Origin of the sequence: Streptomyces sp. NBC_00341 (assembly GCF_041435055.1) — a bacterium.
In the GTDB taxonomy this organism is placed as follows: Bacteria; Actinomycetota; Actinomycetes; order Streptomycetales; family Streptomycetaceae; genus Streptomyces.
The window spans coordinates 1,116,129-1,128,046 of sequence record NZ_CP108002.1 but is presented as its reverse complement, the minus strand read 5'-3'; the positions used below and the strand labels follow the sequence as shown (position 1 = coordinate 1,128,046).

Sequence of the window (11,918 nt, the reverse complement as noted above, 5' to 3'; positions counted from 1 at the left end):
GCGGGAACGAAACGGGAGGGAACCGGGAGCGGGGGCGGTAAGGGTGGCCGGGAAGTTGTCTGCAGTAAGGAGTACTCAAGTGAAGGACCCCAGGGATCGCTCCCCCGACGGGACGGAGCTGCGCCAGGCCTTCCAGGACCTGTCCACGGTGGAACGGTGGGCCGAGCACGTCGCGACCGGCGCCCATTCCCGCCCGTACACCACGCCGGAGTCCCTGGAGGGCCCCCAGCTCAGTGTCGAGACCAGGACCGAGGACGGCATGCACACGGTGGCGGGGATCGAGGCGTGGCCGCCCGGTGGCGACAGCGGAGTGGCCGTCCTGGACGAGACGGAGCGTGCGGTGCTCCGCTCCCTCGTGAGATCGCTCCTCGACCTGGCCGGCCATGAGTCGGGAACCGCCCGTACCCGCGTGGTGCTCACGCCCGTCGGCCTCCGGGTCGCCGCCTGCCAGCTGGAGCCGGACAGGTCCTAGGCAGCCTCCTAGGCCTCCTGGGCCGCCGTCCTCAGGCGATTCCCGCCCCGTTCCTGCGGCAGTTCCGGCGGCGGTATCGGGGCAGGAACGGACCGGGAACGCCGGTCAGCAACATCAGTGGTGTCGGGAAGCGGAACACCGCAAAAACCCACAAACACCACTTAGGGGCGGGACCATGGGACACAAGCTTGCTGGGCTCTTCGGGATCATCGCGGCGACGCTGGCCTTCGGTATCGGCGTGACGGCCGAAGCGGGACAGACGCACAGCCCCCGGAGCACTCAGCAGGTCGTGGCCGACGACAAGGGCCCCACGGTGATCGGCACCCACACACTCGCCGACGACAAGGGCCCCACCGTCATCGTCGCCACCCCGAACGACGACAAGGGTCCGACCGTCATCACCGACACGACCAACGACGACAAGGGCCCCACCGTCATCGGCGCCACCCCCAACGACGACAAGGGCCCGACGGCCCCCGTCATGTGATCCCGCATCTCGACAAGCGCGCCCCGCACCGGAGTCACGGTGCGGGGCGCGGTGCTGTCCGTGCGCCGTTCGTCAGCCACGGCGGTGTTCCGCCGGCACGCCCAGAGCGGCGAAGAGCTTCTCGGCCTCGGCCCGGTACTGGACCGCGTCCGCCGTGTCACCGAGGGCGTCGGCCATGCCCGCGAGGGCGTAGGCCTCCTCGATGCGATAGCTGAGGGACGAGGAGAGGCCATGGGCGTGGGTGTGCAGCGCGAGCGCCGCCGCCGTGTCGCCCTGGCGCCGGCGCAGCCGCCCCACCATGTTCTCGACCTTCGCCCGGCGCAGGGGGGAGGAGTTCGTCCGCATCATGGCCAACGCCCGCTCCGCCTGGTCCGGATCCCGGGGGGGCCGGCCCAGCAGGTTGTCCACATCGGCGGACAGCGCCAGGGTGAGGGCGAGGTTCACCTCGTTGCCGGCGTCCCCGTACAGTGCGCGGGCCTCCGCCAGGCAGCGGTCGGCCTCCTCGTAGGCGCCCAGGCCGACATGGGCGAAGGCGAGGTCGGTGATGGCCCCGGGCAGACCCTCGTGCTGCCCCAGCTGCCGGCTCAGTTCGGCCGACCGCTGGGCCGCGTCCCGCGCCTCCTCGTACCGCCCCCACTGTTCGTAGAGCGTGCTCAGGATGGTCAGGCTCTCCGCCTCCGCGCGCGGCATGTCCAGGTCCCGCTCGTGCGCGATCGCCGTCTCCATGTGGCCCAGGGCCTCGGAGAAGTCACCGAGCAGGCTGTTGAACTGGCCGAGGATGCTCTCGCTGTGGGCCTGGGTGTGCAGATCACCGAGCCGGATCGCCACGTCCCGGCTCTTCCTGGCGGCTTCGAGCCCCTCGGAGAGACGGCCCAGCTTCCAGCAGGCGACGCCCAGGTTCGAGAGGCTCACCCCCAGCAGCGCCAGATCCTGCAGCCGTCCGGCGGCGGCGACCGCGACCCGGCTCAGTTCACCGAACTCCTCAAGAAGACCGAGGTCGTTGAGCTGGAAGACGAGATTGCGGGACAGGCACACCACATAGCGGTCGTGGCCCTTGCGTTCCGCCAGGGTCACGGCCGCGAGGAGCGCCGTCTGCTCGCGCAGGAGCCACGTGCGCGCCCGCTCGGCCGTGCGGAGGTCGGGCAGTTCGGCCGTGGAGGGCGGGATACCCGTGCTGCGCCGGCGCCGCCCGGAGTAGAGGAGGTCGCACGCCTCCTCGGTGGCGGTGAGGTAGTAGCCCAGCAACCGCTCCACCGCGTCCGAGCTGTCCGCGGACTCGGCGGACTCGACGAGGAGGCTCTGCGCGAAGCTGCGGACCAGGTCGTGGAAGGTGTAGAGGCCGATCTCCGGCTGCTGGACGAGATGGACGTCGAGCAGCATCTCCAGCAGGTCCTCGGCGTCCCGCGCGCCCGTACCGAGCAGCGCGCCGGCCGCGTGGATGTCCATGTCGCTGCCCGGGTGCAGGGCCAGCGTCGAGAACGCGTTCCGGCACTCCTCGTCCAGGGCCTGGTAGGACAGGCGCAGGGTGGCGGAGACGCTGCGGGCGCCGGAGCTGAGCTCGTCGAGCCTTCGGGTCTCGTCGCGCAGCCGCTCCGCCAGGTACTGAAGGGTCCAGCGCGGGCGGTTGCGCAGCCGGGCGGTGGCGATCCGCAGGGCCAGGGGCAAGTGGCCGCAGAGCCGGGCGAGTTCGGCGGCGGCCTCCGGCTCGGCGGCGACACGCTGGGCGCCGAGGGTCTCGGCCACCAGCATCGCGCTGTCCTGGGGCGGCATCACACCGATGGAGATCCACCGCGCGCCGTCCAGATCGACCAGCCGGGCCCGGCTGGTGACCATGATCAGGCTGCCGGAGGAGGCGGGCAGCAGCGGGCGGACGGTGGCGGCGTCCGCCGCGTTGTCGAAGAGGATCAGCAGCCGCTTGCCGATCAGGGTGGCCCGCCACAGGGCGGTACGGGCGGGTACGTCGTCGGGTATGAGGTTGCCCGGCACGCCGAGCGCCCGCAGCAGCGTGTCGAGGGCCATGCCCGCGGTCACCGGCTGGTCGCCGGGCGTGTACCCGCGCAGGTCTATGTGGAGCTGGCCGTCCGGGTACTGCGGTGCGAGCCGGTGCGCCGCCCGCACCGCGAGCGAGGTCTTGCCGCAGCCGCCCATGCCGTCGATGGCCACGATCTGCGGGCCCTGCCCGCCGCCGTCCTCCGCGGCACGCTGGATCTCGGCCAGTTCCCGGTCCCGCCCGGTGAAGTCGGAGAGGTCGTACGGGAGGGTGCTGGGCGGTTCCGCCGGCAGTGCCACCGGTGCGACCGGGGCGACCGCCGGGCCGGGGCCGGCCAGCTCGGGGCTCTCCCGCAGGATTCCCTCGTACAGCTTGGTCAGGTTGGGGCCGGGATCGATGCCCAGTTCCTCGACGAGGAGCTCGCGCACCCTGCCGTACTCCTCAAGGGCCTCCGCCTGCCGCCCGGACCGGTACAGGGCGATCATCAACTGCCCGCGCAGGGACTCGCGCAACGGGTGCTGCTGGACCAGCTCGCGGAGTTCGACGACGAGTTCGGCGGCCTCACCGAGACCCAGGTGGAGTTCGAAGAGCTGCTCCGCGGCGGTCAGCCGGCGCTCCTCGATGGAGGTCGACGCGGCCTCGATGACCGGGCCGCCGCCACCGGACAGAACAGGCCCCCGCCACAGGGCGAGAGCGCCGCGCAATATCTCCGCGGCTTCGGCCGCGCGGCCCTCGGAAGCCGTCTGCTTCGCTTTCCGTATCAGTAGGCCAAATTCAGCCAGGTCGATTTCGCATTGCTCGTCCGCGACGCGATAGCCGGGCCCATCGGTGAGCAGGACGTCGGCGCCGCCGGGTATCCGCCTGCGGAGATCCGCGACCGCCTTGCGTACTTGGTGCGGGGCCGTCGGCGGCGGTTCTTCGTCCCAGGCCGCCTCGACCAGACGTGAAACCGGAAGTACCTTTCCGGGCTCCAGGAGCAGCGTGGCCAGAACTCGCTCCTGGATGACTCCCCCCAGCCGGAGCCGCGTCCCGTTCGACCACCCCTCGATCGGGCCAAGAATGTTGAAGCGCAGCCGAACCTCTTCCGCTGTTGACACGCATCCTCCCGTCAGCTCTGCCCACCCGCAGCTCTACCCAGGCGCGAAGTGATCGTAGCCCCTGCGTGAAGGAAGTCGCGGTACCGCACCGGGAAGACTTCGGGAATGGCTCGATGGACGCTGTTCATCGACGGCAGACCTTCGCTGTCACGGAGAGTACGGAGCGTGAGCGGGCCGGAAAGATCCCGGTCCGGGGGGTGCGTTCCGGACAGTCCTTGGAGGCCGGGAAACCGGCTATTGCCTTTCTGATCGTGTGGAGACCGAGGAGAAAATGATGAATTCCCAGCCTGCACACGGGCTTGACGTTCTTCTGCAGAATGCGCGCAGACGAGCGGGGCTCACTCAGGAACAGCTCGCCGGGCTTTCCACCGTGAGTGTCCGGGCCATTCGGGACCTGGAGCTGGGGAGGGTTCAGCACCCGCGCAGGGAAACGCTGAAGCTCCTCGCCAATGCCATGAGGCTGAGTGACACCCGACGTGTCGAGCTCGAACTCGCCGTCGACGCGAAGGCGGTGGGCCGCGTCTTCCAGGACAGTTACGGGGCGGACCTCGCCACACCACCCCCCGCGCTGCGCCCGCTGGTCGGGCGGCGCCCCGAACTGGAGGCACTCACAGCCAGGTTGAGTACGGATCACGAGCGGCTGCTGACACTGGTGGGCCTGCCGGGAGTGGGAAAGTCCCGGCTCGCCCAGGAAGCCGCGTCCGTCATTCACGCCAGGGACCGGGTTCCGGTCCTGTGGGTGAGTCTGGACGACCCGGCCGAAACTGCGGAAATGGGCCCAGGCAGCCCGCAGTCGACCGTGGCCGGCTGGGTGCGCGCGCTCGTCCGCGACGGTGGGGAATTCGAGGAGCTGGCCACGCTGATCGGGTCCAAGGAGACCCTGATCGTGCTGGACGGTCACGATGCGTCACCGGAGGTCACCCCTCGGCTGTTGAATCTGCTGCGCGCCTGCGAGCGCCTGAAAATACTCACCACCTCCGACCGGCCGGTGCAGTTGCCGGGCGGGCGGCTGCTGCCACTGGCGCCGCTCGCGGTGCCGTCCGCCGCGGAGCTGGCCGGCGAGGTGGCCGGCGACACGCTCGTCGCGGACCGGCACGCCGTCGAGCTGACCCTCTCCCATGTCAGCTACGCACGGCCCGACTTCCTTCCCACGGACACCGTCGTCACCACCGTCGCCCATATCTGCCGGGCGCTGGACGGGATGCCGCAGGCACTGGAGGGCGCGGCGTCGTGGCTGCTCCTCTACTCACCCCAGCAGCTCCTGGACATCGCCCGCACCACTCCTCTGGTGCTGCTCGACGGCGTCACCCCGTCCGACCCCGCCGCCGGTCCGACCCTGAGCGAACGGCTCACCGCCGCCGTGACCGGACTCGCCCCGCGGGCAGCCGCTCTGCTGCGCACACTGGCGACCCTGGAGGACCCGTGGACGGTGGACGGCGCCGCCCGTGCCTGCGGAACCCCGCTGGCCGGGACCGCCCGTGACGTACACGCCCTGCTGGTCCGCGGTCTGATCCGCAGACTGCCCGCCACCGCGGGCGACCCGGTCGGCTTCACGGTGCTCAACCTGGTCCGTGCGGTGCTCACGGCGCAGGACCGGGAGCCGGCGCCCGCCGCTCTCGTCTCCGCGTCGGCCCAATGAGCCGGGCCGCCCCGCCCGCCCGGAAGGCAGTCCCTCCGTCCCACCCCGCTCCCGCCCTCACGAAAGGCACCCCACCCATGCGCAACCTGATCTCGCTCGCCGACCTCACGCCCGCCGAGCTGGACCACCTGGTCCGGCGCGCCGTCTCGTTCGGCCGCGACGGCATCGTGCCGAAGCCGCTGGCCGGACGCCAGGTCGGCCTCTACTTCCGCAAGTCCTCCACCCGGACCCGTACGTCCTTCTGGAGCGGGGCGACCCGGCTCGGCGCCGACGTGATCACCTTCGGCCCGAACGAACTCCAGCTCACCACCGGCGAGACGGTCGAGGACACCGCGCGGGTGCTCGGGCAGTACCTCGACGCCCTCGTCGTCCGCACCAACGGGGACGTGGAGGAGATCCGGCGGCTCGGCAGCAGCGAGGACCTGGCCGTCGTCAACGCCCTGAGCCTGGACGAGCACCCGACCCAGGCGATCGCCGACCTCGCCACGCTCACCGAACGGTTCGGCTCGCTCGACGGACTGCACCTGCTCGCCGTCGGTGAGGGCAACAGCTCCGGCGCCGCCCTCGCGCTCGCCGCCGCGCTCACCCCCGGCCTGCGGCTCACCCTGCTGTGCCCGCAGGGATACGAGGTGCCCAAGGAGACCCTGGACCTGGCGGCCGAACTCAGCGGCGGCAAGGCCCTGGTGACCCAGATCGTGACGCCCGACGAGGTGCCGGGCCCGGTGGACGCGGTGTACACCAGCCGCTGGCAGACCATGGGCGTGACGAAGGAGAACCCCGACTGGCTCAGTGACTTCGACGGCTTCCAGATCAACGCCGGCTTCCTGGAGCGCTTCGGCGGTCCGGAGACCGTCTTCCTGCACGACCTGCCCGCGGTCCGGGGCGAGGAGGTCACCGACGAGGTGCTCGACGGCCCGGCGAGCCTGGCCTGGCGCCAGGCCCACCACAAGATGACCGCCGCCGCCGCGGTCCTGGAGTGGTGCGTCACCGGCTCCCGGGGCTGACCGTCCTTTTCGCATTGGCGCGCCGAAAGGGCGGGTGCAGGACGCTATGTGCGTCTCGCACCCGCCCTTTCGGCACGGGAGTGGCGGCGGGATCAGCCACCCATCGCCGCGACGACCGAACGCGGCCGCATATCGGTCCAGTTCGCTTCGATGTATTCGCCGCACTCCTGCTTGCTGCCCTCGTCCTTCACCAGTTCCCAGCCCGCCGGCTGCTGGATCCGGGCCGGCCACAGCGAATACTGCCCCTCCTCGTTGGCCAGCACCACATAGCGGCCCTGAGAGTCCTCGAACGGGTTGGTTGCCATGATTTTTCACCTCGGTTGGACGAAGGTATTCATTCGGTCATCGGGTCCGGCTGGTTTCTTTATCGCCTGCATCAAAGGCTAGGAGCCGCCGACCGGTTCACCGGGCAGAAGCCCAGGCAGATCGGCGGCACCCCGCAGTGCGGGATCAGGCGAGCACACGGGCCGTCTGATGCGCGTAGGTCAGGGCGACCCCGGTGGCCACGGTCGCCGCACGCACCGCGCCGAGCGCCTCGCGCACCAGCTCGGAGCGCTCCGCCGGCATCGCCTCGAACCCGGTCTGACCGGCACGGACGATGTTCACCGCGGCTTCGAGCACCGCTACCTGCGCCTCACCGAGCGCCTCCCGCCGGTCGACCCTCTCCCGAACCTGTGCCAGGACGTCCGCGAGCACGTCCGCCGCCCGGACGCTGTGGCCGGTCTCTGCCATGTCATGACTCCTCGGTCGTTCGCCGGCGGTGTGCACAGAGCCGGGCGCTGAATTCTGCGGGCGCAGTCCGGCCAGTCTCACGCCCCGCCACCCGCCCGGCACGGCGCCGTCGGCCAACTGCTGCTGTCCTGCCGCCCAGTTGCCGCCGGTCACGCCGGATTCGGCTCCGCGACGAATCTACGTTGGTCACCGAAAGGAAGTTCAGGCCACGTCTGGACCTCTTTCTCCCCCTGTCATCCAATGATGTGGACGAAGCGAACAATGAAGCCTGCGGAATGGGCGGCTCGTCATCGATCCGGGCCGCTGGATGTTGTTGTCACCGGACTGCCGTCCGATGCGCACACCTGGAATCTCATCTACATCCAATTGCTGCTCGAAGACCTCGGGCACAAGGTCGTCAATCTGGGTTCCTGCGTGCCGGAGGACGAGATCGTCGAGTCCTGCTGCAAGTTCCAGCCCGACCTGCTGGTCGTCAGCAGCGTCAACGGACACGGCTTCAACGACGCCCAGCCGCTGATCGGCGCCATCCGGTCGCGCTGGGAGCTGACCGGCCTGCCCGCCGTCATCGGCGGCAAGCTCGGTGTCGCGGGCGGCGGGCAGAAGGAGGCCGACGTCCTGCGGAAGGCCGGGTTCGACGCGGTCTTCCAGGACGGCGTCGACCTCACCGCCTTCGAGTCCTACGTCGGCTCACTGCCCAGGGAGGTGGAACGATGACCCCGCAGGCCCTCGCGGCGGCCCCGGCCGGCCGCACCACCGTGCACCGGCGCCCGCTCTCCTTCGGCCGCTTCGTGGCCGAGGCCCAGGACCGCGGCACTCTCGTCGTACAGCCCCGCATGGGCTTCTCCGGACCCGCTCTGATGCGGGCCGGACTGCTGGCCACCAAGGGCGCCGCAGACGCGGTCGTCGGCACCATGACGATCGACAGCTACACCCGGGTGAGCGACGAGGCGTCCGCGGTCCGCGCACTGAACAGCGGCGTCCCGCTCAACGGGTTCCCCATCACCTCCTACAGCCCCCACACCTCGCGCTGGGTCCTGGACGGTGTCCGGGACGCCGGCTTCCCCGTCCAGATCCGGCACGGCTCCGCACGCCCCCAGCGCATCGTCACCGCACTGGCCAGGCTCGGCCTGGACGCGACGGAGGGCGGCCCGGTCTCCTACTGCCTGCCCTACGGCCGCACCCCGCTCCTGGACTCCGTACGCAACTGGCAGGAGAGCTGCGAGTTCCTGGCAGGTCTGCGCGCCACCGGCGCCGAACCGCACCTGGAGACCTTCGGCGGCTGCATGCTCGGCCAGCTCTGCCCGCCCGGACTCCTCGTCGCGATCAGCGCGCTGGAGGCGCTCTTCTTCCACCGCGCCGGGCTGCGCAGCATCTCGCTCAGCTACGCCCAGCAGACCAACGCCGCGCAGGACCGCGACGCGGTGCACGCGCTGCGCCGGCTGGCCGGTGAGTTCCTGCCGGACACCGACTGGCACATCGTCCTCTACACGTACATGGGTCTCTACCCGCAGACCCGGAGCGGTTCCCTGGACCTCCTGGAGCGCTCGGCCGAACTGGCCGTGGAGACCGGGGCGGCCCGGCTGATCGTGAAGACGGTGGCCGAAGCACACCGCATCCCGACGGTGGCGGAGAACGTCGAGGCACTGCGGGTCGCCGCGCGCGCCGCGTCCCGGCACCGGGCGGCGGCCGAGGCCCGGCCCGGTACCGTGCAGGCCCCGCCCGCCGCCGCGGCCGACAGCGCGGTCTACGCGGAGGCCCGCGCCCTGGTGGAAGCCGTGCTGAACCTCGACGACGACCTGGGCCAGGCGCTGCTGAAGGCCTTCGCCCGCGGCTACCTCGACGTCCCCTTCTGCCTGCACCCCGACAACGCGGGCCGCTCCCGCAGCCGCATCGACGGCTCCGGCCGCCTCACCTGGTCCGAGATCGGGGCGATGCCCCTGGGGCCGGTCCGCGACCGGGGCCGGCGGCTCACCGCAGCCGGGCTGTTCGACGCCCTGTCCTTCGTCCAGCGCCGGCACGACCGCACCCTTCCCCCGTCCGTCCCCCGCACCCCGCTTCCCTCGGCGGCCCGTCGACCGGCGGCCCATCGGCAGCACACCCAGGAGGTAGCACCATGACCAGCACGAGTGCCGAGCCCCGCGCCCGCGTCGCGCCCACGTTCCCGGTCTCTCCCGACCAGCACCTGATGGCGGAGCCGACCCGGGCCACGCTGCGGGTGCAGAGCCGCATGCTCGCGGCCACCCGCGCCTTCCTGACCGGTCAGGGGTTCCAGGAACTGCTGCCGCCGGTCATCGGACCGGTCACCGACCCCGGCATCCGGGGCTCCAAGCAGGTGGACATCGACTTCTACGGCCACAAGTACAAGCTGATGACCAGCGCGATCCTCTACAAGCAGGCCTCCCTGATGGCCTTCGAGAAGATCTTCTACATCGCGCCCAACGTGCGCCTGGAACCGCTGGAGACGGCCGTCACCCACCGCCATCTCGCGGAGTTCCACCAGATAGACGTGGAGATCCGCGACGCCGGCCGCGAGGACGCGATGGAGCTGGCCGAGCGGCTCGTGGCGCACGTCGTCGACGAGGTCGTCCGCGAGATGCCCGGCGACCTGGAGCTCCTGGGCCGGGACCCGGACGCCTTCCGGGAAGTGGTCCGGGGGGCGTTCGCCCGCACCACGCACCAGGAGGCCACCGCGGACCTGGTGGCGCTCGGCCACTCGCAGGACCCGGGCGCCGAGATCGACTGGGAGGGGGAGGAGATCCTCTCCGCGAAGACCAGCCGCCCGTTCTTCGTCGTCGACTACCCCAAGGGCTCGCGCGGCTTCTACGACCAGGAGGACGCCGAACGCCCCGGCATCCTGCGCAACTTCGACCTGATCGCCCCCGAGGGCTACGGCGAGCTGGCCAGCGGCAGCGAGCGCGAACACGACTACGCGGCCCTGGTCACCCGGATGCGCGAGACCGGCGAGAACCCCGCGAAGTACGGCTGGTACCTCGACCTGGCCCGCCGCGGCATCCCCGCCAGCTCCGGCTTCGGCATCGGCCTGGAGCGCTTCACCCGGTACGTCACCGGCCGCACCGCCGCCTGGGAGGCCAGCGCCTACCCGAAGCTCCCCGGCGTGGTGTCGGCATGAGCGTACTGAGCGCCGAAGGGTTCCCCGAGGAACAGGTGCGGCACCGGGCCAGGGCCGGAGCGGCGGCGGCCTTCCCCGCCCTGGAGTCCTACGGCAGCAGCCTGCTGGGCGCGATCCCGGCCGGCCACGACCCGCAGGACCTGCTGGAGCGGGCCAGGATCGTCCCCCCGGTGTTCATGCCGGAGCGGCTGAAGAAGCTCATAGAGCTGGCCCGTGAACCGCTCTACACCGATGTCGAACTCACCACCTCCGTAGGCGGGTTCACCTCCCGGTTGCCGCTGTACGTCTCCGCGTTCGGCTCGACCCGGGTCGCCAGCCACGATCTGGGCGAGGCCGCCGGACGACAGGCCGGACAGCTCGGCATCCCGATGGTCATCGGGGAGAACGTGGTGCCGGTCAACGGCTACCGCGCCGCCTCCGACTCCGGGTCCTCCCCGCTCCTCGGCCGGATCGCCGCCTACACCGCCGCCGCCGACGACGAGCACGGCGGAGTGGTGGTCCAGCAGTCCACGGAGGACGCGGACGCCGAGGTGTGGAACCTCGTCTACAGCGACCCGGTCTCCGAACCGCTGCTCGCCACCGGCCGGCTCGCCTTCGAACTGAAGGTCGGCCAGGGTGCGAAGCCGGGACTCGGCGGACTCACCGTCCTGGGCCGCGAGGCCGGTGGCAGGGTCGCGGAACAGTACGCCATGGACGCGGTGTTCGGCCCGGACAGCGACTCCGTGCTGCGGATCAGCAGCCCCGGCACCTTCACCGAGGAGATCCTGCGCCAGCAGATCCGGCTGATGCGCAACAACTTCCCCCGCGTGAAGGTGTGGGTGAAACTGCACCCCGGGCGCGACATCGCCCTCGCGGCAGCCACCGCCTGGGCGGCCGGAGCCGACTCCGTCACGGTGGACGGGGCGGAGGGCGGCACCGCCTGGGCGCCGACCGGCTTCCTCGGTCAGGTGGGGCTCCCGCTGGGCGAGTGCCTCACCCGCATCGGCCCCACCGAGCACTGCCTGCTCGCCAGCGGGCGGATCTGGGAAGGCGGCAGAGCCGCCAAGGCCCTGGCGCTGGGCGCCCGCGCCGTCGGCCTCGGCCGGGCCGCGCTCCTCGCCGTGGACGAGGACGCCGACGCCGGACTGGTCCGGCTGGCCGAGAGCATCGCACTTGAGCTCCGGCTGCTGATCAGCTCCGTCGGCAAGTACCACGCGAACGCACTGGAAGCGGACGACATCCTGCTCCCCGCAGACGCGGCGGCATCCCGCACCGGCTGACTCCCCGCCCCGCCGACAAGGGCGGCGGCGTCCCGTACCGGCCGCCCCCCGGCCCCGCCGCACGACTTCGCACCAATCCGCACGTCATCCACCGTGGCTCCGTCGGTC

11 protein-coding genes are annotated in these 11,918 nt (G+C 71.2%); 8 read left to right on the top strand and 3 right to left on the bottom strand.

Annotation, left to right across the window (positions count from 1 at the left end; genetic code table 11):
• Positions 1-79 precede the first annotated feature (79 nt).
• Complete coding sequence (locus OG892_RS04935) at positions 80-472, top strand: hypothetical protein (RefSeq protein ID WP_073739260.1); 393 nt, start codon at positions 80-82, stop codon at positions 470-472.
• Positions 473-647: 175 nt separating this feature from the next.
• Positions 648-959 (top strand): hypothetical protein, encoded by a 312-nt coding sequence (locus OG892_RS04930; RefSeq protein ID WP_073739259.1) that lies wholly within the window; start codon positions 648-650, stop codon positions 957-959.
• 72 nt (positions 960-1,031) lie between these two features.
• Here OG892_RS04930 and OG892_RS04925 read toward each other — a convergent pair whose 3' ends face one another.
• A complete protein-coding gene (locus tag OG892_RS04925) occupies positions 1,032-4,046 on the bottom strand; it encodes a BTAD domain-containing putative transcriptional regulator (protein WP_328867782.1) in 3,015 nt (1,004 codons plus the stop codon).
• A gap of 271 nt (positions 4,047-4,317) precedes the next feature.
• Here OG892_RS04925 and OG892_RS04920 point away from each other — a divergent pair, with 271 nt between their 5' ends.
• Both OG892_RS04920 and OG892_RS04915 read left to right on the top strand, forming a co-directional pair.
• Positions 4,318-5,685 carry a helix-turn-helix domain-containing protein gene (locus OG892_RS04920; RefSeq protein WP_371628567.1) on the top strand — a complete coding sequence of 456 codons (1,368 nt, stop codon included), beginning with the start codon at positions 4,318-4,320 and terminating at the stop codon, positions 5,683-5,685.
• 77 nt (positions 5,686-5,762) lie between these two features.
• Positions 5,763-6,689 carry an ornithine carbamoyltransferase gene (locus OG892_RS04915; RefSeq protein WP_371628566.1) on the top strand — a complete coding sequence of 309 codons (927 nt, stop codon included), beginning with the start codon at positions 5,763-5,765 and terminating at the stop codon, positions 6,687-6,689.
• Between the two features lie 92 nt (positions 6,690-6,781).
• Here OG892_RS04915 and OG892_RS04910 read toward each other — a convergent pair whose 3' ends face one another.
• Together OG892_RS04910 and OG892_RS04905 are read right to left on the bottom strand one after the other, a co-directional pair.
• The gene (locus tag OG892_RS04910; protein WP_073739256.1) at positions 6,782-6,994 is read right to left on the bottom strand and encodes an MbtH family NRPS accessory protein; all 213 of its coding nucleotides are present in this window, start codon (positions 6,992-6,994) and stop codon (positions 6,782-6,784) included.
• 145 nt (positions 6,995-7,139) lie between these two features.
• Positions 7,140-7,421 (bottom strand): hypothetical protein, encoded by a 282-nt coding sequence (locus tag OG892_RS04905; RefSeq protein WP_024489381.1) that lies wholly within the window; start codon positions 7,419-7,421, stop codon positions 7,140-7,142.
• Positions 7,422-7,682: 261 nt separating this feature from the next.
• Between OG892_RS04905 and OG892_RS04900 the strand changes: the two genes are divergently transcribed.
• The 4 genes from OG892_RS04900 to OG892_RS04885 are packed head-to-tail and all read left to right on the top strand — an operon-like array spanning position 7,683 to position 11,810.
• Positions 7,683-8,135 (top strand): cobalamin B12-binding domain-containing protein, encoded by a 453-nt coding sequence (locus OG892_RS04900; protein ID WP_371628565.1) that lies wholly within the window; start codon positions 7,683-7,685, stop codon positions 8,133-8,135.
• A complete protein-coding gene (locus OG892_RS04895) occupies positions 8,132-9,538 on the top strand; it encodes a methylaspartate mutase (protein WP_371628564.1) in 1,407 nt (468 codons plus the stop codon). The genes OG892_RS04900 and OG892_RS04895 overlap by 4 nt, the downstream gene beginning before the upstream one ends.
• Positions 9,535-10,551 carry an asparagine synthetase A gene (locus OG892_RS04890; protein ID WP_371628563.1) on the top strand — a complete coding sequence of 339 codons (1,017 nt, stop codon included), beginning with the start codon at positions 9,535-9,537 and terminating at the stop codon, positions 10,549-10,551. Before OG892_RS04895 ends, OG892_RS04890 begins: the two co-directional genes overlap by 4 nt.
• The gene (locus tag OG892_RS04885; protein WP_371628562.1) at positions 10,548-11,810 is read left to right on the top strand and encodes a glutamate synthase-related protein; all 1,263 of its coding nucleotides are present in this window, start codon (positions 10,548-10,550) and stop codon (positions 11,808-11,810) included. Before OG892_RS04890 ends, OG892_RS04885 begins: the two co-directional genes overlap by 4 nt.
• Positions 11,811-11,918 lie beyond the last annotated feature (108 nt).

Coding starts and splice junctions, on each gene's coding strand:
- OG892_RS04930 (WP_073739259.1), top strand. CDS start 648: ATGGGACACAAGCTTGCTGGGCTCTTCGGGATCATCGCGGCGACGCTG.
- OG892_RS04920 (WP_371628567.1), top strand. CDS start 4,318: ATGATGAATTCCCAGCCTGCACACGGGCTTGACGTTCTTCTGCAGAAT.
- OG892_RS04915 (WP_371628566.1), top strand. CDS start 5,763: ATGCGCAACCTGATCTCGCTCGCCGACCTCACGCCCGCCGAGCTGGAC.
- OG892_RS04910 (WP_073739256.1), bottom strand. CDS start 6,994: ATGGCAACCAACCCGTTCGAGGACTCTCAGGGCCGCTATGTGGTGCTG.
- OG892_RS04905 (WP_024489381.1), bottom strand. CDS start 7,421: ATGGCAGAGACCGGCCACAGCGTCCGGGCGGCGGACGTGCTCGCGGAC.
- OG892_RS04900 (WP_371628565.1), top strand. CDS start 7,683: ATGAAGCCTGCGGAATGGGCGGCTCGTCATCGATCCGGGCCGCTGGAT.
- OG892_RS04895 (WP_371628564.1), top strand. CDS start 8,132: ATGACCCCGCAGGCCCTCGCGGCGGCCCCGGCCGGCCGCACCACCGTG.
- OG892_RS04890 (WP_371628563.1), top strand. CDS start 9,535: ATGACCAGCACGAGTGCCGAGCCCCGCGCCCGCGTCGCGCCCACGTTC.
- OG892_RS04885 (WP_371628562.1), top strand. CDS start 10,548: ATGAGCGTACTGAGCGCCGAAGGGTTCCCCGAGGAACAGGTGCGGCAC.